Source organism: Rhizobium sp. LjRoot98 (assembly GCF_964252935.1).
Taxonomy (GTDB): domain Bacteria; phylum Pseudomonadota; class Alphaproteobacteria; order Rhizobiales; family Rhizobiaceae; genus Pararhizobium.
In genome coordinates this window covers 120,444-146,412 of the sequence record NZ_CAXUPW020000010.1, presented here as the reverse complement: position 1 = coordinate 146,412, position 25,969 = coordinate 120,444, and the positions used below count along the sequence as shown (strand labels likewise).

Annotated in this window: 23 protein-coding genes; 14 read left to right on the top strand and 9 right to left on the bottom strand. The window is 60.3% G+C overall.

The window, feature by feature from the left end; genetic code table 11:
- Positions 1-3 precede the first annotated feature (3 nt).
- From ACSQ3J_RS25045 to ACSQ3J_RS25030, 4 genes are all read left to right on the top strand, one after another.
- A complete protein-coding gene (locus tag ACSQ3J_RS25045) occupies positions 4-1,653 on the top strand; it encodes a cisplatin damage response ATP-dependent DNA ligase (protein WP_060503048.1) in 1,650 nt (549 codons plus the stop codon).
- A 42-nt stretch (positions 1,654-1,695) separates the two neighbouring features.
- Entirely contained in the window at positions 1,696-1,884 is a 189-nt protein-coding gene (locus tag ACSQ3J_RS25040) for a DUF3008 family protein (RefSeq protein WP_060503049.1), read from the top strand.
- A gap of 166 nt (positions 1,885-2,050) precedes the next feature.
- Positions 2,051-4,657 carry a bifunctional diguanylate cyclase/phosphodiesterase gene (locus ACSQ3J_RS25035; RefSeq protein WP_060503050.1) on the top strand — a complete coding sequence of 869 codons (2,607 nt, stop codon included), beginning with the start codon at positions 2,051-2,053 and terminating at the stop codon, positions 4,655-4,657.
- Positions 4,658-5,088: 431 nt separating this feature from the next.
- Positions 5,089-6,501 carry an efflux transporter outer membrane subunit gene (locus ACSQ3J_RS25030; RefSeq protein WP_436040552.1) on the top strand — a complete coding sequence of 471 codons (1,413 nt, stop codon included), beginning with the start codon at positions 5,089-5,091 and terminating at the stop codon, positions 6,499-6,501.
- A 313-nt stretch (positions 6,502-6,814) separates the two neighbouring features.
- On the opposite strand, the gene ACSQ3J_RS25025 is transcribed toward ACSQ3J_RS25030, so the two are convergent.
- Both ACSQ3J_RS25025 and ACSQ3J_RS25020 read right to left on the bottom strand, forming a co-directional pair.
- Positions 6,815-8,074 carry an ATP-binding protein gene (locus ACSQ3J_RS25025; RefSeq protein WP_060503052.1) on the bottom strand — a complete coding sequence of 420 codons (1,260 nt, stop codon included), beginning with the start codon at positions 8,072-8,074 and terminating at the stop codon, positions 6,815-6,817.
- Positions 8,075-8,788, bottom strand: coding sequence for a response regulator (locus ACSQ3J_RS25020; RefSeq protein ID WP_060503053.1), 714 nt, complete (start codon positions 8,786-8,788; stop codon positions 8,075-8,077).
- 404 nt (positions 8,789-9,192) lie between these two features.
- Between ACSQ3J_RS25020 and ACSQ3J_RS25015 the strand changes: the two genes are divergently transcribed.
- From ACSQ3J_RS25015 to mnhG, 6 genes are read left to right on the top strand one after another with little or no spacing between them, the layout of a single operon-like run.
- A complete protein-coding gene (locus ACSQ3J_RS25015; RefSeq protein ID WP_060503054.1) occupies positions 9,193-12,099 on the top strand; it encodes a monovalent cation/H+ antiporter subunit A in 2,907 nt (968 codons plus the stop codon).
- Complete coding sequence (locus tag ACSQ3J_RS25010) at positions 12,099-12,434, top strand: Na+/H+ antiporter subunit C (RefSeq protein ID WP_060503055.1); 336 nt, start codon at positions 12,099-12,101, stop codon at positions 12,432-12,434. The genes ACSQ3J_RS25015 and ACSQ3J_RS25010 overlap by 1 nt, the downstream gene beginning before the upstream one ends.
- Before the next feature lie 6 nt (positions 12,435-12,440).
- Positions 12,441-14,066 carry a monovalent cation/H+ antiporter subunit D gene (locus tag ACSQ3J_RS25005; RefSeq protein WP_060503056.1) on the top strand — a complete coding sequence of 542 codons (1,626 nt, stop codon included), beginning with the start codon at positions 12,441-12,443 and terminating at the stop codon, positions 14,064-14,066.
- 3 nt (positions 14,067-14,069) lie between these two features.
- The gene (locus ACSQ3J_RS25000) at positions 14,070-14,558 is read left to right on the top strand and encodes a Na+/H+ antiporter subunit E (protein WP_060503057.1); all 489 of its coding nucleotides are present in this window, start codon (positions 14,070-14,072) and stop codon (positions 14,556-14,558) included.
- A complete protein-coding gene (locus ACSQ3J_RS24995; protein ID WP_060503058.1) occupies positions 14,555-14,836 on the top strand; it encodes a K+/H+ antiporter subunit F in 282 nt (93 codons plus the stop codon). The genes ACSQ3J_RS25000 and ACSQ3J_RS24995 overlap by 4 nt, the downstream gene beginning before the upstream one ends.
- The gene (gene mnhG, locus ACSQ3J_RS24990) at positions 14,833-15,213 is read left to right on the top strand and encodes a monovalent cation/H(+) antiporter subunit G (RefSeq protein ID WP_060503059.1); all 381 of its coding nucleotides are present in this window, start codon (positions 14,833-14,835) and stop codon (positions 15,211-15,213) included. Before ACSQ3J_RS24995 ends, mnhG begins: the two co-directional genes overlap by 4 nt.
- A 6-nt stretch (positions 15,214-15,219) precedes the next feature.
- Here mnhG and cobM read toward each other — a convergent pair whose 3' ends face one another.
- Together cobM and cbiE are read right to left on the bottom strand one after the other, a co-directional pair.
- Positions 15,220-15,984, bottom strand: coding sequence for a precorrin-4 C(11)-methyltransferase (gene cobM, locus ACSQ3J_RS24985; RefSeq protein ID WP_060503060.1), 765 nt, complete (start codon positions 15,982-15,984; stop codon positions 15,220-15,222).
- A gap of 25 nt (positions 15,985-16,009) precedes the next feature.
- Positions 16,010-17,251, bottom strand: coding sequence for a precorrin-6y C5,15-methyltransferase (decarboxylating) subunit CbiE (gene cbiE, locus ACSQ3J_RS24980; RefSeq protein WP_112834739.1), 1,242 nt, complete (start codon positions 17,249-17,251; stop codon positions 16,010-16,012).
- Between cbiE and ACSQ3J_RS24975 the strand changes: the two genes are divergently transcribed.
- Positions 17,250-18,020 (top strand): cobalt-precorrin-6A reductase, encoded by a 771-nt coding sequence (locus ACSQ3J_RS24975; RefSeq protein WP_060503062.1) that lies wholly within the window; start codon positions 17,250-17,252, stop codon positions 18,018-18,020. The two genes, cbiE and ACSQ3J_RS24975, sit on opposite strands and share 2 nt — an antisense overlap.
- Here ACSQ3J_RS24975 and ACSQ3J_RS24970 read toward each other — a convergent pair.
- The 5 genes from ACSQ3J_RS24970 to cobF form a co-directional block, all read right to left on the bottom strand.
- The gene (locus ACSQ3J_RS24970; protein ID WP_060503063.1) at positions 17,984-18,748 is read right to left on the bottom strand and encodes a precorrin-3B C(17)-methyltransferase; all 765 of its coding nucleotides are present in this window, start codon (positions 18,746-18,748) and stop codon (positions 17,984-17,986) included. The genes ACSQ3J_RS24975 and ACSQ3J_RS24970 overlap by 37 nt on opposite strands.
- Positions 18,745-19,482 (bottom strand): precorrin-2 C(20)-methyltransferase, encoded by a 738-nt coding sequence (locus tag ACSQ3J_RS24965; protein WP_060503064.1) that lies wholly within the window; start codon positions 19,480-19,482, stop codon positions 18,745-18,747. Before ACSQ3J_RS24965 ends, ACSQ3J_RS24970 begins: the two co-directional genes overlap by 4 nt.
- The gene (locus ACSQ3J_RS24960) at positions 19,479-20,111 is read right to left on the bottom strand and encodes a precorrin-8X methylmutase (RefSeq protein ID WP_060503065.1); all 633 of its coding nucleotides are present in this window, start codon (positions 20,109-20,111) and stop codon (positions 19,479-19,481) included. Before ACSQ3J_RS24960 ends, ACSQ3J_RS24965 begins: the two co-directional genes overlap by 4 nt.
- A 2-nt stretch (positions 20,112-20,113) precedes the next feature.
- Positions 20,114-21,487: a precorrin-3B synthase gene (gene cobG / locus ACSQ3J_RS24955; RefSeq protein WP_060503066.1), complete on the bottom strand. Its 1,374-nt coding sequence runs from the start codon at positions 21,485-21,487 to the stop codon at positions 20,114-20,116.
- A 144-nt stretch (positions 21,488-21,631) separates the two neighbouring features.
- Positions 21,632-22,402: a precorrin-6A synthase (deacetylating) gene (gene cobF, locus ACSQ3J_RS24950; protein ID WP_060503067.1), complete on the bottom strand. Its 771-nt coding sequence runs from the start codon at positions 22,400-22,402 to the stop codon at positions 21,632-21,634.
- A gap of 351 nt (positions 22,403-22,753) precedes the next feature.
- Here cobF and ACSQ3J_RS24945 point away from each other — a divergent pair, with 351 nt between their 5' ends.
- The 3 genes from ACSQ3J_RS24945 to ACSQ3J_RS24935 are packed head-to-tail and all read left to right on the top strand — an operon-like array spanning position 22,754 to position 25,964.
- Complete coding sequence (locus ACSQ3J_RS24945; RefSeq protein ID WP_060503068.1) at positions 22,754-24,523, top strand: type I secretion system permease/ATPase; 1,770 nt, start codon at positions 22,754-22,756, stop codon at positions 24,521-24,523.
- Positions 24,520-25,839 carry an HlyD family type I secretion periplasmic adaptor subunit gene (locus tag ACSQ3J_RS24940; protein ID WP_060503069.1) on the top strand — a complete coding sequence of 440 codons (1,320 nt, stop codon included), beginning with the start codon at positions 24,520-24,522 and terminating at the stop codon, positions 25,837-25,839. The genes ACSQ3J_RS24945 and ACSQ3J_RS24940 overlap by 4 nt, the downstream gene beginning before the upstream one ends.
- Entirely contained in the window at positions 25,836-25,964 is a 129-nt protein-coding gene (locus tag ACSQ3J_RS24935) for a hypothetical protein (RefSeq protein WP_277995993.1), read from the top strand. The genes ACSQ3J_RS24940 and ACSQ3J_RS24935 overlap by 4 nt, the downstream gene beginning before the upstream one ends.
- Positions 25,965-25,969: the final 5 nt, after the last annotated feature.

Genomic DNA, 25,969 nt, shown 5'->3' with positions numbered 1-25,969 from the left:
CCGGTGCGTCCCTTCGCAGAACTGCTCGACCGCCTGGTTCTCACGCCACAACGCAACGCCAAGATCAAGCTGATGGCGGATTATTTCCGCGACGCACCGGATCCCGACCGCGGCTATGCGCTCGCCGTCATCGCCGGCACGCTGACCTTGAAGGCCGTGAAACCGAACGTGCTGCGGCAACTGGTACTGGAGCGCATGGACGAGGTGCTGTTCCGCTATTCCTATGATTATGTCGGCGACCTCGCCGAAACGATCTCGCTCGTCTGGGAACCGCCAGCCACAGGAAAGCCAGCATCCAGCGACCTATCGCTTGGCACAGTCATGCATCAGCTGGAAACGGCCGGCCGAGCCAATGTGCATGGCCTCGTGCGCGATCTGCTTGATCAACTCGAAGGGTCAAGCCGGTTTGCCTTCCTCAAGCTCATCACCGGCGGCCTGCGCATCGGCGTCTCGGCACGGCTGGTGAAGCAGGCCCTCGCCGACATGGGCAATGTCGATATCACCGAGATCGAAACGCTCTGGCATGGCCTGTCCCCGCCCTATGTGTCGCTGTTCCAATGGCTCGACGGAAAGACCGACAAGCCCAAACTGGATATGCCCGCGGTTTTCCATGCCGTGATGCTCGCAACACCGGTTGGAGACAATGATCTGGCTTCACTCGACCCGAAGGATTTTGCCGCCGAATGGAAATGGGACGGCATCCGCGTCCAGCTTGCCAATCTGGCCGGGACGCGGCGGCTCTATTCACGCAGCGGCGACGACATTTCCAGTGCCTTTCCGGATATTCTTGAGGCTGCGGATTTCGAGGGTATCATCGATGGCGAGCTTCTTGTCGGCGGCACCATGCGCACCAACCGCGCAACGCGGACATTCTCCGATCTGCAGCAACGATTGAACCGCAAGACCGTGACACGAAAAATGCTGGAAGACTATCCGGCCTTCATTCGCGGTTACGACCTGTTGTTTTCCGGGTCGCGCGATATGCGTCCGGAAAGCTTTTTGACCCGGCGCGCAGCACTTTCGGCCCTGATCGAAAAGGCCGCCCCCTCGCATTTCGATCTCTCGCCGCTCGTCCCGTTTTCGAGCTGGGAGGAACTCGATCGCCTACGCAAGGAGCCGCCGGATCCGGTGATCGAGGGCATCATGCTGAAACGCCTGGATTCGTCCTATACGTCTGGACGCTCGAAGGGGCCTTGGTTCAAGTGGAAACGCGAGCCCTATAATATCGACGCGGTGCTGATGTATGCCCAGCGCGGCCACGGCAAACGGTCCAGCTACTATTCCGACTTCACCTTCGGAGTCTGGACGGAGAGTGAAGGCAAGGATGTTCTGGTGCCCGTCGGCAAGGCCTATTTCGGTTTCACCGATGCAGAGCTTGAGGTGCTGGACCGCTACGTGCGCAATAACACTATCGAGCGCTTCGGCCCGGTGCGGTCGATCCGGGCGGAGCCAGATCACGGCTTCGTTGTCGAGGTCGCATTTGAGGGTATCAATTTCTCCAGCAGGCACAAGTCCGGTGTTGCCATGCGCTTCCCGCGCATCTCGCGGCTGCGAACCGACAAACTGCCGCGCGATGCTGACCGGTTGGAGACATTGCTGGCAATGATTGGCACTCCTGAAATCAATGTGGCAAGCCCTGCGGAACCAATCTAGAAGACGGTTGTTAAACAGGCATCCGACCGAAGGAGTAAGTCGATGCCCGCAAAATCCCAAGCCCAGCAAAAAGCCGCCGGTGTCGCATTGTCCGCCAAGCGCGGCGACATGAAAAAATCCGAACTCCAGGGCGCTTCCAAGAGCATGGAAAAATCCATGTCGGAAAAAGAGCTGAAAGAGCTTGCGGAAACCGACCGCAAGAACCTGCCAAAAAGGAAAAAATCCGAATAGAACGCTAGAATTGACGGGGCCTCGAAGCACATCTTGTTAAGACGCCTTTGCGACAATCCGGTCCAATTGCTGTCGAATAGTGAACAGCATTGGAGATCACGTGTTTTCGGGACTGTCGAATGCGCTCAGAAAGTCAACAATAGTTCGGTTTCTCAAACCGAACTACATGCCGACCTACGTCGCGTTGATGGTGGTGATCGCAACCGGCCTGTTTGCTGAACAGCAGAACCGCGCAGTTCATGCGGCAAAGATGCGGGAGGCGGTTATTGCGGAGCTCAACCCGATCCGCTCGAAGCTCGAAGCCAACATCAATGGCGACATTCAACTCGTGCGTGGATTGATCGCTGCGATCTCCACGGAACCGGGCATGAACCAGAAACGGTTCTCCGAACTGGCGCGCAACATCTTCAATGAGCGTTCGCGCTTGCGCAACATCGCGGCCGCCCCCAACCTGATCGTCTCCCTCGTTTACCCACTCGAAGGCAACGAGAAGGCCCTCGGCCTCGACTACCGCAAGAACAGCAATCAGCGCGCCGCAGCGCTCAAGGTTCGTGAGCTGGGCAAGATGGTTCTTGCTGGCCCCCTGGATCTTGTGCAGGGCGGTCAAGGCCTGATCGGCCGCTTTCCTGTGGCCATCTCATATGGCGGCGCCTCGAACCGCTACTGGGGTGTCGTCTCCGCAGTCATCGACGTGGAGCGGCTCTATCAGGACAGCGGGCTTCTTTCAGCCGCACTTGATATAGACGTGGCGATTTCCGGCCGCGACGGCTTGGGTGAAGATGGCGCCTTGTTTTTCGGCAATAGCGCGGTCAAGGCAGCCGACCCTGTCGAAGTAAGCCTGTTTCTGCCGGGTGGATCCTGGATGATCAGTGCAGTGCCAAAAGGGGGGTGGGTCGATACCCCTCCGAACGCCTGGTTCATCCGCACCCTCATCCTTATCGGCGGCCTCTTCATCCTCGTGCCGATGTTCATCAGCGGGCGGCTGATCGAGGAACGCAAACGTAATATCCAGGTCCTTCAAAACAACAAGGATCAGCTCCAGGAACTGTCCCACCGGTTGAAGATTGCGCTCGATGCCTCACAGATCGGCATCTGGGAGCTCGACATCGCCTCCGGTAAACTTCTCTGGGACGACCGCATGAAGGAATTGTACGGTCTGCGGCAGAACGCCAGTGAAGTCTACGAGGATTGGCGGGACGCCCTGCATCCGGATGATCTGCAGCGCGCCGAACAGGAATTCAGCAATGCCCTGCACCACGGTGCGAGCTACGTTTCGCAATTTCGCATCCGCCTTCCGGGCAGCCGCGTCAGGCATATCCGGACGGTCGGCTCCACCTATATTGGCGCTGGCGGCAATGAGAAGATCGTCGGCGTCAACTGGGATGTAACCACCGACGTCGAAAAGACCGAGCGGCTTGAAGCCGCCAAAGGACAAGCCGAAGCCCACAGTGCCGAACTGGAAGCAGCCCGGCACCGGATGGAATTCAATGCTCTGCACGATCCACTGACAGCGCTGCCGAACCGCCGATACCTTGACGAAATTCTGGCAAAAAAACACGCCGACGAGACGAGACCGGGTCTCGCCAGCATCTTCCATATCGATCTCGATCGGTTCAAGGAAATCAACGACACGCTCGGCCATGCGGCTGGCGACGAAATCCTCAAGCATGCAGCCCAGATCCTTCGCGCCAACACCAGCGGCGACGATTTCGTTGGCCGCATCGGTGGAGACGAGTTCGTCATCATTTCACGCCAGACCGGGATAGAGGCTCATGAAGCTGAGCTCGCCCAACGGATCATCGATGCGATGAGCATACCGGTCCGATACAAGGAACAGGAATGCCGTATAGGCGTCAGCATCGGCATTGCCCATCAGGCAAGGCAAGAGGAGGAACTGAGCCAGGTTCTGGTCAACGCCGATATCGCGCTTTACGAAGCAAAGCGCCGCGGCCGCAACCGCTATGAGTTCTTCACGCATTCCCTGAAGACGGCTGTTTTCAAGACGAAACAGACGGCAGATGAAATCCTGCGCGGTCTCGAGCAGAATGAGTTCATCGCGCATTTCCAGCCGCAGTTCTGTCCGAACACTCTGGATATCATCGGGGTCGAAGCGCTGGCCCGCTGGGACCACCCTACCAAGGGACTGCTGGCGCCATACGCCTTTCTGAAGACGGCCGAAGACATCAATGTGCTTTCGGAGATCGACCAGCGTATCCTTGAGCAGGCGCTGTTCCAGTCGATGCGGTGGGAAGCCAGCGGCATCCATATCCCGAAAGTGTCCGTCAATCTTTCCTATCATCGCCTGCATGATGAAAAGCTGATCGATCGCCTCAATCAGATGGCTATTCCGCACGGTAAGATCTCGTTCGAACTGCTGGAGTCCATCTCGTTCGACGAAAGCGACATGACCGTGCTTTCCAATATCGAGCAGATCAAAAATCTCGGCATCGATATCGAAATAGACGACTTCGGCACCGGATATGCCTCCATTGTCAGCCTTTTGAAGCTCACCCCGCGCCGCCTCAAGATCGACAGGCAGCTGGTGATCCCGATCCTGACCTCGACCACACAGCGCCAGCTGGTGGCCTCAATCATCGACATCGGCATATCGCTCGGTATCGACGTCATCGCCGAGGGCGTCGAAACCATGGAGCATGCCCGAATTCTGAAGGATCTGGGGTGTCACGGGCTGCAAGGCTATGCCTTCGCCAGACCGATGAGCGCGACAGACCTCGCAAACTTTGCCCGCGAGCGCCGATGGCTGGCGGCTTAACTCAGGAAAGCACCGTGCCGCATCATGCGCATGACACCTGCCTTCTCGTGAGACACGCTTGGTTCGCCGGTTCATCACCGGATTTCTCATGTCCGCCCGCATTGGCCCGTGGGCCACGCACGCTGGAAACAATTCGACACGCCACCGACAAACGTCAGACATGCACACCCTTTAAGGGTCAGCAAATTGTTAACATTCACGCAGGCACACTGCTGGAATCAGCGTGATTCGCACGGGCAATTTTTTGTCAGGCGCCCTTGAAATCACAGCTACAACGTCCAAGCCGTGGCACTTAGGAAACACCAAAGCTGGGGAAAGTCCATTTCAGGGCCATCTTTGCAATTGTTCCCTCGCATGCGGCGCGGAAAATGTTAAAGACGAAAAGTATGAATCGTTTATTACCGACCCGCTCGGGCCGGATGGGGACCCAGATGAAAATTGCTAAAGTGCTCTTTCCCTTGAGCCTCGTTCTTCTTTCGGGCTGCGTTGTCGGTCCTAACTATCAATCTCCGAATGCCGCGGTGCCGGCGAAATTCTCGGAGGGAGGCAAGGCGGAAGCAGAGGACGTGACGCTGAAGCCATGGTGGGAAGCCTTCCGCGACAAGAAATTGAACGGCCTCGTCGCACAGGGCCTGGGCGAGAACCTTGACGTCCAGCAGTCGATCGAGCGCATCGTTGAAGCCCGCGCCAATGTCATCGTCGCAGCATCCGGCGGCCTGCCGCAGATCAATGCGAATGGTTCTGCAACGGTTGCGGGCCAGGATGGCTCTACCCGGCGCAAGAGCGGCCAGGGCGACCATAGCGAAACAAAGACGATCGGCGGCGGCGGCGATGCTTCCTGGCTGATCGATCTGTTTGGCCAGTATGCACGCGCCAAGGAATCGGCCAATGCTTCGCTTGATGCCGCCTATGCCGACGTCAACGTTGCCCGCCTGGCCTATCTGTCCGATCTGACCACGTCTTACATCGAGGCGCGTTACAACCAGGAAGCTTATGCGCTGCAGCAGAAGAGTCTGGCATCGCGGCGCGAAACACTGAAGCTGACGAATGACATCAAGGCAGCGGGCGCAGCGTCCAGCCTCGACGTCGTTCAGGCCGAAGGCCTCGTGAACACCACCCTCGCGGAATTGCCGGGTTACCAGACCGGCTTCAACCAGGCGGCAAACCACATCGCCACGCTGCTCGGACTGCCCGCGACAACCGTCACGGCAAGCCTGCGCAACGGCGCATCGCAGCCTTCGCCGCGCTATAACACCAAGATCGGCATTCCGGCTGATCTCGTGCGCAACCGCCCCGACATCCGCAAAGCCGAACGCCTGCTGGCTGCGGCGACTGCCCAGATCGGCGTTGCTGAGGCTCAGCTTTACCCAAGCCTCAGCCTGAGCGGTTCGATCGATGGCGCGCGGATCGTCTCGACGGTCGCAGGGGGCCTTAGCACTTGGTCCTTTGGCCCAAGCCTGAACATTCCGATCTTTAATGGCGGCCGTTTGAAGGCCAATGTCGATATCGCCAAGTCCGGCGCACAACAGCAGTACCTTGCATGGAAGCAGACTGTTCTGAACGCGATCGAGGAAGTCGAAAACGCGCTCGTCGGCCTCCGAAACAACTATCAGACGGTAGTAGCCCTGCGTAAGGTCGTGGATTCCTACGAGGAAGCCCTGGGTCTGGCCCGCGAAAGCTACAAGGGCGGCGCAACATCGCTGCTCGACGTTCTCGACGCGGAACGCAACCTTGCGAACTCCCGCATCGCGCTTGCAGCCAGCATCCGCAACCTGTCCAACAATTACGTTGCTCTCAATATTGCCATCGGTGGTGGCGCGGGTATCCAGGCCATCGGACAGTAAGCCGGAAGCCTGCCGATACCGGCAGGTCCGAATAGCCAGACCAATCAAGCGCGGCCATTTCAATCGGTCGCGCTTTTTTATGCTCATCAGTGGCTTGTGAGGAGTTCATCGGTGTGCTGTGAGGGAATGAAAGTGCGGCTTGGCGCTGGCCTCATATCTTGCACGCTGGGCAGCATCACAAAGGCAATGCTGATGCCCGCGCCTACCGGTCAGAAACGGTATTCGCTCCGTCGCTGGCTGCCAAGCCCGATGCGACAGCCGATCCCTGACCGCGATTGGCTGGACGCATCATCCCGGAGCGCAGGTGGTTCGATTAGTCCTGATGTGGCTTGCACAGCGGCAGGCGTACGGTCTGCAGCAGGCCACCCTCCCGGCGGTTGACGATGGTGATGGTGCCACCATGATTTTCAATGATTTCCTGCGAAATGGCGAGGCCGAGACCGGCGCCCGGCACGATCTGCCGTCTGGCCTGGTCAACGCGAAAGAACGGCTCGAAGACACGATCAAGCAGATTTTGCGGAATACCGGGGCCGCGGTCCATAACCGTCAAGACCGCCTCTTCGCCATAGTTGGCCAGCGAAACGCGGGCACCAAGACCATGCGTGGCAGCATTTACCACTAGGTTACGCAGCGCGCGTTTCAGGGCAAACGGCGCGCCCTTGACCAGGACCGGTACGATCGCTCCCTGCTCTACGAGTAGATCCGTCTCGCGAACCTCCTCGGCGACGGAGCGAAGGACTGCATCCAGCGATACCTGCTCCTGCGCGGCCGGACTGATTTCCTCGCGCACCAGCCGGATAGCACTGTCGGCGATGTGATCCAGTTCGTCGAGATCCTTCAGCCAGGACTGTCTATCATCGCCATCGCCGACGAATTCGGCGCGAAGGCGCATACGCGTCATGGGCGTGCGCATGTCGTGGCCTGCGGCGGCAATCATGCGCATACGGCTGGAAACTGCCGCATTGAGACGTGTTGCCAACCGGTTGATGGTCTTGGCAGTGGTGCGAACCTCCATCGGCCCGGTCTCCGGCAGCTCCGGAATAATGCCATCAGGGCGGATCTTGGCAATCGTTTCATCCAGAATGCGCAGGGGCCTCATCATCACATTGCTGACATAGGCCGAAATGCCGGTCATGCCGATCGCGACCAACGCCAGGTAGGCCGCCAGTGGCAGATAGGGAAAAGGAGCGGGGTCGGGGAAGTCCAGATAAGCCCATCGGCCATCATCCAGCCGGATGGCGATATCCCAGCGATGCGGATTGAAGCTCTTCAACACGACGACATCGGCGGTGTAACCCTGCCGGCGGCCCTCTGCGAGGATATTCTCCGTGCGCTCCTGATCGATGCGGTCTTTCGCCGGTTTTTCTTGAATTGCAATATGCAGCGTCTGCGCTGCCAACGGGTCGGCACGAAGCAGAAGAAGTGCGAACTCGGCCTTTTCGGCAAGAACGCGGTCGTACATGACCTCCGGTGGTTTCCGCAGCAGCCACGCCGTGATGACGGCAGCAATCACCAGTACCAGAACAACCGAGATGATCAGCAGCGCCGTCAACCGCGTGCGGAGCGACAGCATCTAGTTGCTCCGCTCAACGGGAACTGCGAGTTGATAACCCTTGTTGCGCACCGTCTTCAGCATGGCGAACACGCTGGCATCGCCCAGCTTGCGGCGCAGACGGCTGACCAGGATATCAATCGACCGGTCGAAAGGATCGGCCGTCCGGCCCTGCGTCAGGTCAAGCAGCGAATCGCGTGACAGAACACGGCCCGGACGCTGGAGAAACACCACCAGCAACTCGAACTCGCCGCCCGTCAGGTCGACGGCACTACCGTCAGGCGCGTGCAAGGTGCGGCTTTCGATATCGGCGATGTAGTTGGCAAACACATATTGCCGGCTGCCCGTGGGTGTCGGCTCGGCGCGGCCACGGCGAAGCACGGCGCGGATACGGGCAGAGAGTTCGCGCGGATTGAACGGCTTTCCGAGATAATCGTCGGCACCGAATTCAAGCCCGATGATTCGGTCGACATCTTCCTTTAGCGCCGTCAAAAGGATGATCGACAATTGCGGCATCCTTCCCCGCAATGAACGGCAAAGATCAAGCCCGGAACCATCCGGCAACATGACATCGAGGACCAGAAGATCGATCTTCAGCTCAGCCAGCTTGGCCTCGCATTCGCCCTTGCTGCCGGCCAGGCTGATGCGAAAGCCCTGGCCGTCGAGGTATTTCCCAAGCAGCCGACGAATCTCCGGATCATCATCGACGACAAGAATGTGCGGTATTGTATCCATGCCGTGTTTATATCAGCAGCAAGGAAAAACGCACGTACCACGGCCGCTGCCCCGGGCCGTTTTCAGTGTCGAAATATTTCCCGCCACATCGATCCTACATTTCGTTACAAAAATCACGGCCTGATGTTTCCAAACACAAATTGACCGGGCACGTGACGACCGGACGCTGCACTGTGATTTCACGGCACACCCGGCAACGAATTGCCGCAGCCAGTCGATTTTATCACGGTTGCGGGTTGGCATGGCGGTCGAAAGCAGCCATAAAAACAATGTGCTCTTGCACCGTTTCGCGGTGCGCTTCGGGCACCGCCGTGGCGCACAATGCTGCAGCATTCACGGACCCCTCGCGGTCCTGTCATTTCGGAAAGATTTAGGGAAACGGGCACATAGAGACCGCGGCGACATTGCTTTTGATTCTGGTTCTTGCGCCTTTTGCAGGAAGCCTTGCTGCAATCTGCATTCCCGCACACAAAGGTACGGCCAGTGCCTGGCTTTCAGGTTCGATCGCCCTGTTTTGCCTCGCCATATCGGCCGGCCTCTACCCGATCGTCGCCGCGAACAAGGTGCTTCGCTACGATATCAACTGGCTTCCGGAGCTGGGCCTGAACTTCTCGTTGCGCATGGACGGCTTCGCCTGGATGTTTGCAAGCCTGGTCACCGCGATCGGCCTGCTCGTCGTCATCTATGCGCGCTACTATATGTCGGCCAATGACCCCGTGCCGCGCTTCTTCGCACTTTTTCTCGCCTTCATGGGTGCCATGCTCGGCATGGTTCTATCAGGCAATCTCATTCTTCTGGCGATCTTCTGGGAGCTGACCAGCATCATCTCCTTCCTTCTGATCGGTTACTGGCACCACAATGCCAATGCCCGTGACGGAGCCCGCATGGCACTGACGGTCACGGGCACCGGCGGCTTGTGCATGTTCGTCGGGCTGATGCTGATCGGCCATATTGTCGGCAGCTACGATCTCGATGTCGTGCTCTCGTCGGGCAATTTGATCCGCAACGACCCGCTCTATACCCCCGTGCTAATCCTTATCTTGCTGGGAGTTCTCACCAAGAGCGCGCAGTTTCCCTTCCATTTCTGGCTACCCCATGCCATGGCGGCGCCAACGCCAGTGTCGGCCTACCTGCACTCGGCCACGCTCGTCAAAGCCGGCGTGTTCCTGTTGATCCGGCTCTGGCCTGTCATGGCAGGCACTGACCAGTGGTTCTGGCTCGTCGGCCTGGCCGGGCTTAGCACGCTCTTGCTCGGCGCCTATTTCGCCATCTTCCAGCAGGATCTGAAAGGGCTGCTCGCCTATTCGACGATCAGTCATCTCGGCCTAATCACCGTCCTGCTCAGCCTCGGAAGCCCGCTGGCAGCAGTCGCCGCGATCTTCCACACCATGAACCACGCCACCTTCAAGGCCTCGCTGTTCATGGCGGCCGGGATCATCGACCATGAAACCGGCACGCGCGACATGCGCAAGCTGAGCGGACTGTTCAAGTACATGCCGATCACCGCGACGCTCGCGATGGTCGCCAGCGCCTCGATGGCGGGCGTGCCACTGCTGAACGGCTTCCTGTCGAAGGAAATGTTCTTCGCCGAGGCGATTGAAACCCACAAATACAACGCGCTCGACACGCTCACACCCTATATCGCAACGCTCGCCAGCATGTTCGCTGTCACCTATTCGCTGCGTTTCATTTACAGCGTTTTCTTCGGCCCACCACCGCAGGACCTGCCTAAGACGGCCCACGAGCCGCCGCACTGGATGCTGGCGCCGATCTATTTCCTGGTGTTTTCCTGCCTCGTCGTCGGCGTCATCCCGGCCCTGACCATCGGCCCGTTCCTCCACACCGCCGTCCAATCGGTGCTCGGCGATGCAACCCCCGTCTATAGCCTTGCAGTCTGGCACGGTTGGAACCTGCCATTGTTCATGAGCCTAATCGCGCTGGTCGGCGGCATCGGACTGTTTTTCATCATGCGGCCCTATCTCGCCACCAGCATCGAGGGGCCGCCCTTCTTCCGCCGCCTGGAGGGCCAACGCATCTTCGAGCGCGTACTCGTGACCCTGTCGTGGAAATGGGCACGCTCCATCGAAATGCGCGCCGGCACCCGGCGTCTGCAGCCCCAGATGCGGGTCCTCGTCGCAGTAGCGCTGCTTGCGGGAGCCGTGACGCTTCTTTCACAGGGTTTCAAACCGGCGAATATCGTTCTGCGGAATATCGATCCAGCCTTTGCGCTGCTCTGGCTGGTTGGCATGGTCTGTGCCGTCGGCGCCGCCTATCAGGCGAAATTCCACAGGCTCGCAGCGCTCGTATTGCTCGGCGGTGCCGGTCTTGTCACCTGCGTCACCTTTGTCTGGCTCTCGGCACCCGATCTTGCCGCGACGCAATTGCTCGTCGAGATCGTCACGACAGTTCTCATCCTGCTTGGCCTGCGCTGGCTGCCCAAGCGGATCGAGGATCCGGACGACCAGTTGATGACCATCTCCACGCGCCTTCGGCGCCTGCGCGATCTGGCCTTTGCCGTGTTTGCCGGACTTGGCATGATGCTCATCTCCTACACGGTGATGACCCGGGAGATGCCGGAGACCATCTCCAGCTATTTCCTCGAACGCGCCTATAGCGAAGGCGGCGGCACCAATGTCGTCAACGTCATCCTCGTCGATTTCCGCGGTTTCGACACGCTGGGCGAAATCGCCGTTCTCTGCATCGTTGCTTTGACAGTATTTGCGCTGTTGTTGCGTTTCCGCCCCGCCACCGAAAGCCTCGAGGCGCCGGAGCAGCAACGCGTCCAGAACGCCTTCGACGACGATCACCCGGACCGCAAGAAGGGCGACAGCGTCACAGAATACCTGCTGGTCCCCTCGGTCATCATGCGCTGGATGTTCCCCGTCATCGGTATGCTGGCTGCCTTCCTGTTCTTCCGCGGCCATGACCTGCCGGGCGGCGGCTTTGCAGCGGGGATCGCCATGTCGATCGGCTTCATCCTGCAATATATGGCGGGCGGCACGCGCTGGGTGGAAGAACGGCTGCGAATCCATCCACTGCGCTGGATGGCCATCGGCCTCATCGTCGCCACCGCGACCGGTCTTGGGTCCTGGGTCTTCGGCTATCCGTTCCTGACCTCGCACGCCCAATACGCATCGCTGCCGATCCTTGGCAAAATCCCGCTGGCGAGCGCGATCCTGTTTGATCTTGGCGTGTTCTCACTGGTGCTCGGCGCCACCGTGCTGATCCTGATTGCGCTTGCCCACCAGTCGGTGCGTGCTCCCCGCGCCCAGATCAGGGCCGCGAGACTGGCTGCGAAGGAGAACACATAATGGAACTGGTTCTCTCTGCCGGTATCGGCGTTCTGACAGCCTCCGGCGTCTGGCTTCTGTTCCGGCCGCGCACCTATCAGGTCATCATCGGCCTGTCGCTGCTCTCCTATGCCGTCAATCTTTTCATCTTCGGCATGGGGCGGCTGAGGGTCAATGCGCCGCCGGTGCTGGAACCGGGTGGTGTCGGTGGACTTTTGACCCACACCGATCCCATCCCCCAGGCACTGGTATTGACAGCTATCGTCATCGGCTTTGCTATGACGGCGCTTTTTCTCGTCGTTCTTCTCGCCTCTCGCGGCTTTACCGGCACCGACCATGTCGATGGCAGGGAGTAGCGCGGAATGAGCTGGCTTCATCACCTGATCATCCTACCGATCCTGCTGCCGATCGTCACGGCAGCGGCTCTCATTCCCATCGACGAACGGAACCGGACGCTAAAGGGCGTGATCGCGTTCACCTCGACCGTCGTGGTTTTCATCATCAGCATTCTGCTGATGCAGATGGCGTCCTCCTCGGGAGACGGCGAAGCGGGTGCCAGCGTCTACCTGCTTGGAAACTGGCCGGCACCGTTCGGCATCGTTCTGGTGCTTGACCGGCTGTCCGCCCTGATGCTGGTCCTGACGGGACTGCTAGCGATGGCAACGCAAGTGTTCTCGATGGCGAAGTGGCATCGGGCCGGCCATCACTTCCATTCGCTGTTCCTTTTGATGCTCGCTGGTCTCAACGGCGCCTTCCTGACCGGCGACCTTTTCAACCTGTTCGTCTTCTTCGAAATGATGTTGGCAGCGTCCTATGGATTGCTGCTGCATGGCTCAGGCCCGATGCGGGTCAAGGCGGGTCTACACTACATCGCCGTCAACCTCGCGGCGTCCTCGCTGTTCCTGATCGGCGTCAGCCTGATCTACGGCGCGACCGGTACCCTCAACATGGCCGATCTTGCCATGCGGATCACCACGATCGGCCCGGAAAACCGGATGCTGATGGAAGCTGGTGCTGCCCTTCTCGGCATAGCCTTCCTCGTCAAGGCCGGCATGTGGCCACTCGGCTTCTGGCTTCCTGCCACCTACGCGGCGGCAACCCCGCCGGTTGCCGCAATCTTCGCCATCCTCACCAAGGTTGGCGTCTATATTCTTCTGCGGCTCTCCATGCTGCTGTTCGGCAGCGATGCCGGCGCCTCCCTCGGCTTCGGGCAGTCGGTACTTCTTTATGGCGGCCTGCTGACGATCGGTTTCGGTGCAATCGGCGTACTGGCCTCGCAGGCGATGGGCAGGCTTGCCGGCTATTGCGTGCTGGTCTCCTCCGGCACGCTGATGGCGGCGATCGGCCTGGGCAATGGTGCCGTCATCGGTGGCGCGCTGTTTTATCTTGTCAGCTCGACACTGACGATATGCGCCTTCTTCCTGCTGATCGAACTGGTGGAGCGCGCCCGCGATGCCGGTGCCGACGTTCTGGCCGTGACGATGGAGGCCTATGGCGACGTCGATGAGAACGAGGAAGAGAAAGAGGGGGGCGTTGCCGTGCCTGGTACCATGGCCGTACTTGGCCTGTGTTTCTGCATCTGCGCCATCCTTCTGTCAGGCCTGCCGCCACTGTCCGGGTTCCTTGCCAAATTCGCCATGCTTCATGGGGTGTTCAATCCCAGCAGCTTTGGCGACGATGTGCCGGTATCCGGTGTTGAATGGAGCTACACGGCCCTGCTTATCCTGTCTGGCCTTGCCGCCATGATCGCCATGAACCGCGTCGGTATCCGCACGTTCTGGACATCGATCGAAGGCACTATCCCACGCGTCTTCCTGATCGAGATCACACCCGTTCTGCTGCTACTGACGGCCTGCGTTTTCCTGAGCTTCCAGGCAGGTCCCGTCATGCGCTACATGGACGCGACGGCAAAATCGCTGAGTGAGCCACAAAACTACATCGGACGCGTGATGTCGGCGCCGCGCGCCGGTCCTGTGGCAGGGGAATAGAGCATGCGCTACTGGTTCCCCTATCCGCTACTGTCGCTAGCCCTTTTGATGTTGTGGCTGCTGATCAACCAGTCGCTGTCGCCAGGCCAGGTCGTGCTCGGCAGCGTACTTGGGGTCGTCCTTGCCTGGATCATGGTCAATCTCCAGCCCGACAAGACGCGCCTGAAGAATTATGGCGTGATTGCCGTTCTTGCCGGACACGTGGCTGCCGACATTGTCCGCTCCAACATCGCTGTCATGAGTGCGATCCTGCGCGCCGGAAAGCGTCCGATCAATTCCGGTTTCGTCACCATCGACATCAGCCTGCGCGACGAGAATGCGCTGGCAGTGCTTGCCTGTATCCTGACCGCGACACCAGGCACCGCCTGGCTCGAATTCGACCGCCAAACCGGTGTTCTCATGATCCATGTCCTGGATCTTGAGAACGGCGCGGCATGGTCCGAACTGGTCAGAAATCGCTATGAGGCCCCGCTGAAGGAGATATTCGAATGAACGAGCTCTTCATCATCTGGTCGATTCTGGCATCCCAGATCCTGCTTGGACTGGCCATGGGATGTGCGCTGTTCCGGATGGTCCGTGGGCCACGGGCGCAGGACCGTATCCTCGGCCTCGACGCGCTTTATATCATCGCCATGCTACTGCTGCTGACATTCGGCATCCGCACGGCCAATTCGATCTACTTCGAAGCGGCGCTGATCATCGCCATACTCGGCTTCGTTTCCTCGATCGCTTTTGCCAAATTCTTGATGCGTGGCGAGGTGATCGAATGAGCCATCTGACCGACCTTCCAACCTGGGTAGCAATCCCGGTTTGCATCTTGCTTCTCCTCGGGTCAACCATCACCCTTATCGGTTCGATAGGGCTGATCCGGCTGAAAACCTTCTATGGCCGCCTGCACGCGCCGACACTCGGTGCCAGCGCCGGCACGGTCCTGATCTGCACCGCCTCGATGATAACCTTCGCCGTGCTTCAGAACCGCTGGATTCTTCATGAGGTCCTGATCATCGTCTTCGTCATCCTGACAACGCCGGTGACCTTGATGTTGCTTGGCCAATCCGCGCTTTACCGCGACCGGATCGAAGGCAAAAACGACGTGCCGCGCAAGGCAGCCGGCGAGCAGCCGGACACCACGGGCATGGATATCTGAGGCCTTTTACAACCCGTCGCGACCGCGAAACCGCCGCTGATAGGCCGCGTCATAGAGCGAACTCTCGCGGAAGTCAGTGGCTCCCAGCGTGCGGCCGACAAAGATCAGTGCCGTCCGCTCGATCGGATCGGCCGCCACCTTTGCCTCGATATCGGCGAGCGTAGCCCGGATAACTCGCTCATCTGGCCAGGAAGCCTTGACGACGATGGCCACTGGGCAATCGGCGCCATAAAGCGGTGTCAGTTCCTCAACCACCTGTCCAAGCGCATGGATCGCCAGATGAATGGCCAGCGTCGCACCGGTGGCACCAAAACCGGCCAACGTTTCCGCATTCGGCATCGGCGATGCACGGCCGGACACGCGCGTCAGCACAAGGCTCTGGGCAACCGCCGGAATGGTCAGCTCCCGGCCAAGCGTCGCAGCAGCGGCCGCAAATGCAGGTACGCCGGGCGTCATCGTATAGTCCAGCCCATGCTTCTCCAGCCGACGGATCTGCTCGGCAACAGCGCTCCACACCGACAGATCGCCGGAATGCAGCCGCGCCACATCATGACCAGCGGCGGCAGCCTTCACATATTCCGCCTCGATCTCATCCAGCGACATCGGCGCCGTATCGACGATCCGGGCGCCTTCCGGGCAATATTGTAGTAATTCCGGCGAAACAATCGAGCCGGCATAGAGGCAGACCGGGCAGCGGGCGATGAGATCGCGGCCGCGCACGGTGATCAGGTCTGCAGCGCCCGGGCCTGCTCCGATGAAATGAACGGTCATGCTTTGTCCTTTTGAAATTCCAAGATCACGGCTTTACCCATGACCATTGCGTCACCGGCATCGCAGGCCGCCAGCCGGTCATGGCGCCAACGGGAGCGACGCGGGCAATATCGATACGGATCAACGAACCGCCGAGCCGCGCGTGATGATCGAGAAGAACCGCTTCCATCTGTGTCGTGACCGCATTGGCAACCAGCCGGCCACCGGTCTTCAAGGCAGCGATGGCCGCTGCCATCACGCCCTCTTCACTGCCGCCACCACCAACGAAGATCGCATCCGGAGATGGCAGCCCGGCAAGGGCGCCCGGTGCGGTACCATGCACGACGGTTAAACCCGGCACGCCGAAATTGGCCGCGTTCCGCTTGATACGCTCTGCCCGCTCGGCAGAGCCTTCGATGGCAATTGCGCGCATGGCCGGGGCGCACAACATCCACTCGATGCCGATCGAACCGGATCCGCCACCGATATCCCAGAGCAGTTCACCGCGCCGCGGGGCCAGCGCCGACAGCGTCAGTGCGCGGACCTCCCGTTTGGTGATCTGGCCGTCATGCTCATACAGCCCGTCATCGAGGCCGGGCGCCAGCGGCAGGATTCGGGCGCCTGCCTCAGCCACGACATCGACGGCGCAGATGTTGAGCGGATTGATATCCGTCAGCGAAAATTCCGCTGCGACATGCGATGTTTCACGCTCCCCAGATCCACCCAACGCCTCGAGTACCGTCAGTCGCGACGGCCCGAATCCGCTTGCCGCAAGCAACCGGGCCAGTTCACCAGGACCGCGCTCATCCGATGTCAGCACCAGAATGCGCGAGCCTGGCTGCAGATGCGGCCGGATCAGATCGAGCGGACGCCCATGCAGGGAAACGATCACCGAATCCTGCAGCGCCCAACCAAGACGGGAGGCGGCCAGACTGAAGGATGACGGAGCAGGAAGAACGCGCATTTCCGAACGGTCGATCTGCCGCGACAAGGTCACGCCGACGCCGAAGAAGAATGGGTCGCCGGACGCAAGAACCACAACGGGTGTTCCGCGCCGCGCAAGTACAGCTTCGACGGAGCGCTCGAAGGGGCTGAGCCAACTCTGTTGCTCACCGGCGATCAGCGGAGCGGCAAGCTCCAGATGGCGAACGCCGCCGAAAACCACCGAGGCACTGGCGATACAGCGCTTGGCCTCGTCTCCGAGACCGGCTAAACCGTCTTCGCCAAGGCCAACAATCGTCAGCCACGGCGTTGTGTCACCACGAGAAAAGGCCTGATTGTCACCCATGGGCAAACACCGCATCCTGATCCTTGGCGGCACGACCGAAGCGCGGCAACTGGCAACCGCGCTCGCGCAGCGCGCCGATTGCGACAGCCTGCTTTCGCTGGCCGGGCGCACGGCCGAGCCGATGGTGCAGCCCGTTGCGACCCGCAGCGGCGGCTTCGGTGGCAGCGACGGACTTGCCGAGTTTTTGAAGGCTGGAAATTTCGATCTTTTGATCGATGCCACCCATCCCTTTGCCGCTCGCATCTCCAACAACGCCGCCATCGCCGCAGGCAGTACCGGTATTCTGTTTTTTGCTTTGCGCCGCGCCAAATGGAAGCAGGAACCGGGCGATCGCTGGAAGAGTGTTCGCTCCATCGCGGACGCGGTCGGCGCTCTTGGCACCGTGCCGAAACGTGTCTTCCTCGCGATCGGCAGACAGGAGGCTTTCCACTTCGAAAGCGCACCGCAGCACCGCTATCTGATCCGCAGCGTCGATCCCGTTACACCGCGGCTCGACATTCCCCAAGCGGATTACATTCTCGCGACCGGCCCCTTCGAGGAGGCCGCCGAACGTCAATTGCTGATCGAGAACCGGATCGACGTCATCGTCGCCAAGAACAGCGGCGGCACCGCCACCTATGGCAAAATCGCGGCCGCCCGCGCGCTCGATATCGCGGTGATCATGGTCGAGCGCCAGCAACCGGACGATGTCCGCACGGTCGAAACTGTCAAAGACGCGCTCGGCCTTGTCGATCACCTTTTCTCCCCGGAGATGAAACGCGGCGTGTAAACGAGATCGGGTTTACCCGGACGCTGAATGATCCGCGTTTCCGGCGAGCCGATGACCACACAGGTCGCCATATCAGCCTTCTGCGCATCCGCCTGCCCAAGCGGCATGACCAGCATCCGCTCGTCCAGACGGCCAGCCGCACGGCCGAAGATAACCGGCGTTTCCGCAGGCAGCACGGTGCGCAGGATTTCGAATGCTTCGCCGAGCTGCCAGGGCCGCGCCTTGCTGATCGGATTGTAGAGTGCGATCACCAGGCCTGCTTCGGCCACCAGCTTCAAGCGGCGGGTGATCACATCCCAGGGCTTCAGATTGTCCGACAGCGAGATCGCGCAGAAATCGTGTCCGAGCGGAGCGCCGATGCGGGCGGCAACCGCAAGCATGGCGGTGACGCCGGGAACGATGACGAGATCGATCGTGCGCCATTCGTCTGGCCCGTTGTCGATCGCCTCGCAGACGGCAGCAGCCATGGCGAAGACGCCCGGGTCACCGCCGGAGACGACGCAGACATTCATGCCGGAAATAACGCGAAGGATCGCGGCATGCGCCCGGTCGAGTTCTTCGCGGTTGTCCGAAGCGATCCGGTTCTGGTCGGGGCGCAGCGACAACCGGTCGAGATAGGGGCCGTAACCGAGGAAATCGGTGGAGTTCGAGACCGCATCAAGCGCCTCTGGCGTCATCTGCTGCGGACCCCCGGGACCTGTGCCGATCACATAAAGCGTACCGCTCATGGCCTGCCACTCCAGCCGGGCACCAGCACCAGCGAAAAATATGGCGCGATATCATCGGCTTTTTCAGCCAGCGGGATCATGGCGGAATTCGCCATCGTGCCGCGCTCGACGTAAACGGCCTGGTTGATCTTGCCCGCAGCGACCAACGCCCGCCGGATTTTCGGCAGGTTGCGGCCAACCTTCATGATCACGGCGGCTTCCGTGTCGCCAAGACGGCGCTTCAGTTGATCCTCACCCATCGTGCCCGGAAGCACGGAGAGCACGTCGTCGCCCTGTACAATCGGCAATCCCGCCAGCGACCAGCAGCCGGACATGGCCGTAATCCCGGGGATGACCTCGACCGGAAAACGCCCGGCCAGCCGCACATGCAGATGCATGTAGGAGCCATAAAACATCGGGTCGCCTTCGCTGAGGATCGCGACGGTCTTGCCCGCGTTCAAATGTTCGGCAACAGCGGCTGCCGAGGCATCGTAGAAACCGGTAATCTGGCTCTTGTAGTCGTCGTGATCCTTATCGATCTCGACGGTCACCGGATAGTAGAGTGGCAATTCGATAAGACCGGGCTTCAACAGCCCGTCGACAACCGCGCGTCCATTGCCGCGCCGGCCTTCCTTGGCGAAATAGGCAAGCACGTCGGCTGCCGCCAGCGCCTTGACGGCCTTGAGGGTCAGAAGCTCCGGATCGCCCGGGCCAGTTCCGACACCAATCAGCCTGCCGATCGAAGCGCCGCTCAAAGACCCGGCCTCGCCAGCGAATTGACGGCCGCCGCCGTCATGGCACTACCACCGAGACGGCCGCGCACGATGGCATAGGGTACACCATAGGAATTTTCCGCCAGCGCATCCTTCGATTCCGCTGCACCGACGAAGCCGACCGGCATGCCGATGATCGCCGCTGGTTTTGGCGCCCCGTCGCGCAGCAGTTCCAACAGGAAGAAAAGCGCTGTCGGCGCATTGCCGATGGCAACCACGGAACCGGCCAGGCGCTCGACCCACAGCTTCAGAGCGGCGGCAGACCGGGTGTTGCCGATCTCACGGGCGATATCGGCCGTCTGCGGTTCGCGCAAGGTGCAGATCACGTCATTCTCGGCGGGAAGGCGTGCGCGGGTAATGCCATGAGACACCATGAACGCATCACAGAAGATCGGCACGCCGTTCTTCAGCGCCTGACGCGCTGCTGGAACAAAGCCCGGAGAAAACTCGAAATATTGCGCAGCCTCCACCAATCCGCAAGCATGCACCATGCGAACAGCCAGATCGGCCTCTTCCTCGGAAAAGCGGGACAGATCGGTTTCGTTGCGAATGATGGCAAACGAACGCTCGTAGATGGCATCGCCATCCCGGATATAATCGTATTCAGGCATCTCTATCCCTGTTGAACCGCGGCTCTGATCCCGTCCGCTCCGAGCCGTGTAAGGCAGGACCGGGCCGATTCGCCACCCTGTTTCCGCTCAGACACGAGCTTGTCGAGGTGTTCAAGTGCCGTTCTCATGTTGTTTTCTTCGATATAGGCGGTTGGCGCCGCCGATGCTGGGCCATTTACGACAAGGCCGTAGCCTGTTGGCGCAGCGGTAATCGTCAGCGCCGAGGCGGATGGCTTGGCGCACCCCTTGGCGCAACCGGAGACATGCACCGTCAGCGACCCGTCGAGCAGCGCCGGTGCCGTGTCTGCAACCAGTTGTGCCACGGACCGCGTATCGATCCGCGCCGAGCCACAAGCACCGGCACCGGCGCAGGCGGCAATATGGTTGCGGGGATCGCGCGGAAAGGCCCGCAATCCATGGCCGAGGGCCAGAGCTTGCGCTGCGCCTATCCGGTCGGGTGCGATGCCCAGCACCATCAGCGCTTGGCCAGGCGCCAGCCGGATTTCTGTAGCCCCCAGAATTTCCAGCGCTTCAAGCAATGCGACAAGACGCTGTACGTCGATTTGTCCGAAAGGCAGGCCGATGCCCAGAACCGGTCTCTGCCCGCCGAGATCATGTATGCCAGCAGCGTTCGGTGCCGCAACCAGCGGCGCGATCAGATCAAGATCGGTCATCGCCGCCCAGCGTGTCGAAACAGCACCAACAATATCGCGGGCTCGGGCATCCCGGCCGATCGCAGCAAGGTTTTTGAGAATATCCATCACGGCCGGGACGACGGCCGCTTCCTCCAGTGCCGCAATCCGCGTTGCCGTCGTTTCCGTACCGGCAAGGGCCAGCAGCCAGAAGACCTGCCCATTGGTCCGCATCGCTCTCAGCCTGATATCCGCCGTGACCGCGCCCAGGTTCAATTGGCCACCACCATCGATGATGACCGACAGCTTGGGCGCTAGAACCAATGGCGGCTGATGTGCGGCTACCGCCACGCGCAACCGTTCAGCGACGGAAACGGCATCGGCAACTTCGGTCTGGTCCAGCCCGGAGAGCGGGGGCGTTTCGATGGCCAGACCCTGCGCAATCGCTATCCCGGCTTCGGCAATTTTTTCAGAAAGGAGCGGGACTGTGCGCGTGGTCAACCCTCGGATCTGCAGATTTCCGCGGGCGGTGATTTCCAGGATGCCGTTTCCACACGACGCAGCCGCATCCGCTATTGCCATCAGGTCGCGAAGCGCAAATTCCGGCTTTTCAGGCCGCAGCCGTGCCAGAAGGCCATCGCCCGTCATCATCGGCGTTGACAGTGACGGACAGGCGCCGCGGCGCATCGCCAATCCCTGCGTGGCTTCCATCGGTCCGTTGGAGGGGGCGGCACAAAACGTCATGACAGGCAGCTGGCCATTTCCAGTTTTCAAAAAAAGGACAATCCAAGGCGCCGGGCCATCGCTCGCCCGCCGCTGTAGTCTACAACACAGGACACCAGGCCGCCATCGCATGCAGCATGTCGAAACGAAGCACCGCTTTGACCACTACTCTTCAAAATCCGCACCCTTCTGCAAAAGATAAATATCCATGATCCAGCCATGCAGCGCCCGCGCCGACGCCCGGGCTTTGAGGATATCGTCCCTCACATCGGCTAGCCTGCCGGAGATAATGATCTCCTGCTCGGTGCCGAGATAGGCACCCCAATAAATCCGCGCACCCGGGTCGTCGATCTTCATGAACGCCTGCTCGCCATCAAGCATGACGACGGCCGTTTCGCTTTTCTGCGGAAAACTATCGGTCAAACGGCGGCCGGTGGTGATCTCGACCGGTTTGCCGACGAGATTGAGCGGGATCCTGTGGCTGGCCGCAAGCGCCTGAATGCTGGTAATGCCAGGGATGACCGCATAATCGAACACGATCGTCTTCAAGGCACGGACCCGTTCGATAATCCGGATCGTGCTGTCATAGAGCATCGGATCGCCCCAGACGAGAAAGGCACCGGTCTGGCCTTCATCGAGTTCCTCGGTCAGAAGCCGCTCGTAAGCACTGGAGATTGCGGCATGCCATTCATCGACGCTGCGATGATAGGATCGATCCGCCACCTGGCGTACCGGTATTTCGAATTCCACCACCCGGCTGCGCGGATTGGTAACATAGCGCGACACGATATCGCGGCGGATATCGGCAAGCTGCGCCTTGGCATCACCCTTGGTGGGGATAAACAGAACACTGGCCTTATTGAGCGCATTGATCGCCTGTACCGTCATGTGTTCAGGGTTTCCGGCGCCGATCCCCACGACCAGAATGTTTCTCATTTCGCACCCTTTTCCAACATATCGGAGTGTTTGGCTGATTGATTGAAGGAGTGCAAGGCAGAGGCACCTATCATCAAGTCTAAGCATCTGGTAAAGCAGTAAAATACTTTACCTGAACATTACAACCGCGTGGCAATATTCCGATATTTCCACTATAAAATCGACAAAACCGTTTACATTAGCGAGGAATAATTTACATAGGCGCGCAAATCCGGCAACCGGCGATGCGATATGCCGTTGCAGTTCGCAGATCCCCCAGGAGACAGAATCCCAGGTAATGCGGCCTTAGAGAAATTGTGGCACATTGTGCACACCATTTGAGACGGCGAACGTCTCGCGAGGACCTCCACAGTGACGAATTCATCGAAGAACAAAGTCAGCGCATCCGATCCTGCCGAAGCTTTGTGGAACTGCAAGGCGGCGTTCATCGGCATCTTTATCGCCAGTGCGCTTGTCAACATTCTCTACCTGACTGGCTCCTTCTTCATGCTGGAAGTCTATGACCGGGTCCTGCCGAGCCGAAGCATCCCGACATTGATCGCGCTCTGCCTGCTTGCGCTGCTGCTCTATGCGTTCCAGGGCGCCTTTGAGATGGTGCGCAGCCGCATGCTCGTACGCGTCGCAGGGGCCTTGGATGAAGCCATGAGCGCGCGGATCTATCGTGCCGTGGTTCAGGCCCCTTTGAAACTGCGCACCCAGGGCGATGGCCTGCAGGCTCTTCGCGATTTCGATCAGGTGCGTTCCTTCCTGTCCGGCACCGGCCCCGCGGCTTTCTTCGACCTGCCCTGGCTGCCGTTCTACATCGGCATCTGCTTTCTCTTCCATCCACTGATCGGCGTCGTCGCGATCGTCGGTTCGATCATCCTCATTGCCCTGACGTTCCTGACGAACCGCGGCACGCAAGGCCCATCGAAAAGGGCGTCGGAAGCGGGCAACCATCGCAACGCCTTCGCCCAGGCTTCGCAGCGCAATGCCGAAGTCATGCAGGCCATGGGCATGATGGGGCGGATGTCGCAGCTCTGGGAGCAAAGCAACAATACCTACCGGGAGCAGAATCGCGAAACATCGGACGTCGGCAACGGCTATGGCGCTTTGTCCAAGGTGTTCCGCATGGCGCTGCAATCCGCGGTTCTCGCAACCGGGGCGGTTCTGGTCATTGAAGGATTGGCGTCGCCCGGCATCATCATCGCCGGTTCGATCCTGACGGCACGGGCGCTGGCGCCAGTAGAACTCGCGATCGGCAACTGGCGCGGCTATGTTTCCTGCCGCCAGAGCTGGGCTCGCCTGAAGGAACTGCTCAAGGCCCTGCCGGAACGGGAGGCACCGTTGGAGCTCCCCGTGCCGAAGGGGCAACTGAGCGCTGAAAGCCTTGCAGGTGGCCCTCCCGGTGCGCAGCGCCTGACCTTTGCAGACGTGAACTTCACTGTGAGAGCCGGCAGTGCGCTTGGCGTGATCGGCCCCAGCGCCTCCGGCAAGTCCTCGCTTGCGCGTGCCCTCATCGGCATCTGGCCCGCTTTTCGCGGCTCCGTGCGCCTCGACGGTGCAGCACTTGATCAGTGGGACACCGACAGGCTTGGCCGGTTCATCGGTTATCTGCCCCAGGATGTCGAGCTTTTCGCCGGCACCGTGGCGCAGAACATTGCCCGCCTGAGCGAAAATCCGTCACCGGACGCGATCGTTTCCGCCGCCAAGGCCGCCCGTGTCCACGATCTCATTCTCAAACTGCCCAATGGTTACGAGACGGAGATTGGCGAAGGCGGTGCAGCACTTTCCGCCGGCCAGCGCCAGCGGGTCGCTCTTGCCCGCGCCCTGTACGGAGATCCTTTCCTCATCGTCCTCGACGAACCCAACTCCAATCTGGATGCCGAGGGCGAGCAGGCGCTCAGCGAAGCGATCATGAGCGTGCGCGCACGCGGCGGTATTGTCATTGTCATTGCCCACAGGCCAAGTGCGCTCGCCGCCGCCGATATGGTGCTGATGATGAACGAGGGGCGGATGCAGGCCTTTGGGCCAAAGGACGAAGTGCTTGCGCAGATTCTGCGCAAGGAGAACCGCCAGCAGCAAGTTGCAAGCCACGCATCGTTGAAAGTCGTGGGTGAAGGACAGGAGTCCGCATCGTGACCGATACAGCAAAGCCCATAAGCGCGCACCGCTCGCTGCGCCGGCATATCACCGCGGTGACCGTCCTCGGCCTCGCCCTCGTCGTTGGCGTCGGCGGCTGGGCAATGACCACCGAACTGTCGAGCGCGATCGTCGCCAGTGGCACCGTCGTGGTCGAGAACAATGTCAAGAAGATCCAGCACCTGACCGGCGGCATCGTCGAAGAAGTGCTGGTTAAGGAAGGCGATACCGTCAAGGCTGGCCAGATCCTGATCAAGCTCGACGGGACGACCGTGCGCGCCAACCTCTCCATCGTTCAAAATACCCTGGCGCAGCTTTATGCGCGCCGGGCCAGGCTTCTCGCAGAACAGCTCGGCTCAGACGATTTCACCATCCCCGAAGACCTCAGCCAGCTGATATCCGGCACCAGTACGCCCGGTGAAGTTCTGGAGCAGAGTGAACGCAAACTGTTCATCAGCCGCAAGAACGCGCTCGTCGGCATGAAAAGCCAGCTCGCATCGCGCAAGGACCAGCTGGCCGATGAAACCAAGGGCCTGAGCGTTCAGCTCACAGCGATCGAAGATGCGCTGAAGCTGATCAGCGAAGAACTGACGGGTCTCGATAAGCTCTACGGCAAGGGCCTTGTTTCCATGCAGCGGCTGACTGAACTGAAGCGTGACCGCGCCCAGCTCGAGGGAGACCGCGGCGCGCGTATCGCGGCCCGCGCTCAGGCGGCCGGCAAATCCAGCGAGATCGACCTGCAAATCCTGCAGCTGGATGAAGACCGCCGCACCGAGAATGCCAAGGAGCTGACGGATGTCGAAGGCAAGATCGCCGAATACGAAGATCGCCGCGTCGCCGCCATGGACCAGCTGAAGCGCATCGACATTCGTGCGCCGCTTGACGGCCGGATCTATCAGCTGGCCGTTCATAGCGTGAACGGCGTCATCAACCCCGGCGAAGTTCTGATGCTTGTCGTCCCCGGCGCTGACGGCCTGACGGTCGAGGCCAAGATTGCCACGCATGACATCGACCAGATACGCGTCGGCCAGCCGGTTGAAGTCCGGTTCAGCGCCTTCAATCAGCGTACCACACCGATCGTCGAGGCAGAGGTTGTCACCGTTGCACCCGACCTCGTGACCGACCAGCGCACCGGCATGACCTACTATCCGTTGCGCATCAAACCGAAGCCGGAGAGCCTGAAGGGCCTGAAGGGGCTGACCCTTTATCCCGGCATGCCGGCCGAGGTCTTCATCAAGATCGCCGATCGCACGGTGATCTCCTATCTCGCGAAACCGCTGACCGAACAGATCCAGCATACGTTCCGCGAGGATTGAGCCAGGCAAACACCGGCAACACGGCGGTGGTGATCATCGTCGTGTTGCCGGAAAACGCCGGTTTGAAACAAACAGTGCTGCAACGCAAAAATGCCGTGGCTGCTTGCGGCACCACCGGTGTATGACCATG

Bases quoted from the DNA above. Each gene is read 5' to 3' on its own strand.
- ACSQ3J_RS25040 (WP_060503049.1), top strand. From the start codon at position 1,696: ATGCCCGCAAAATCCCAAGCCCAGCAAAAAGCCGCCGGTGTCGCATTG.
- ACSQ3J_RS25035 (WP_060503050.1), top strand. From the start codon at position 2,051: ATGCCGACCTACGTCGCGTTGATGGTGGTGATCGCAACCGGCCTGTTT.
- ACSQ3J_RS25030 (WP_436040552.1), top strand. From the start codon at position 5,089: ATGAAAATTGCTAAAGTGCTCTTTCCCTTGAGCCTCGTTCTTCTTTCG.
- ACSQ3J_RS25025 (WP_060503052.1), bottom strand. From the start codon at position 8,074: ATGCTGTCGCTCCGCACGCGGTTGACGGCGCTGCTGATCATCTCGGTT.
- ACSQ3J_RS25020 (WP_060503053.1), bottom strand. From the start codon at position 8,788: ATGGATACAATACCGCACATTCTTGTCGTCGATGATGATCCGGAGATT.
- ACSQ3J_RS25010 (WP_060503055.1), top strand. From the start codon at position 12,099: ATGGAACTGGTTCTCTCTGCCGGTATCGGCGTTCTGACAGCCTCCGGC.
- ACSQ3J_RS25005 (WP_060503056.1), top strand. From the start codon at position 12,441: ATGAGCTGGCTTCATCACCTGATCATCCTACCGATCCTGCTGCCGATC.
- ACSQ3J_RS25000 (WP_060503057.1), top strand. From the start codon at position 14,070: ATGCGCTACTGGTTCCCCTATCCGCTACTGTCGCTAGCCCTTTTGATG.
- ACSQ3J_RS24995 (WP_060503058.1), top strand. From the start codon at position 14,555: ATGAACGAGCTCTTCATCATCTGGTCGATTCTGGCATCCCAGATCCTG.
- mnhG (WP_060503059.1), top strand. From the start codon at position 14,833: ATGAGCCATCTGACCGACCTTCCAACCTGGGTAGCAATCCCGGTTTGC.
- cobM (WP_060503060.1), bottom strand. From the start codon at position 15,984: ATGACCGTTCATTTCATCGGAGCAGGCCCGGGCGCTGCAGACCTGATC.
- ACSQ3J_RS24975 (WP_060503062.1), top strand. From the start codon at position 17,250: ATGGGCAAACACCGCATCCTGATCCTTGGCGGCACGACCGAAGCGCGG.
- cbiE (WP_112834739.1), bottom strand. From the start codon at position 17,251: ATGGGTGACAATCAGGCCTTTTCTCGTGGTGACACAACGCCGTGGCTG.
- ACSQ3J_RS24970 (WP_060503063.1), bottom strand. From the start codon at position 18,748: ATGAGCGGTACGCTTTATGTGATCGGCACAGGTCCCGGGGGTCCGCAG.
- ACSQ3J_RS24960 (WP_060503065.1), bottom strand. From the start codon at position 20,111: ATGCCTGAATACGATTATATCCGGGATGGCGATGCCATCTACGAGCGT.
- cobG (WP_060503066.1), bottom strand. From the start codon at position 21,487: ATGACGTTTTGTGCCGCCCCCTCCAACGGACCGATGGAAGCCACGCAG.
- cobF (WP_060503067.1), bottom strand. From the start codon at position 22,402: ATGAGAAACATTCTGGTCGTGGGGATCGGCGCCGGAAACCCTGAACAC.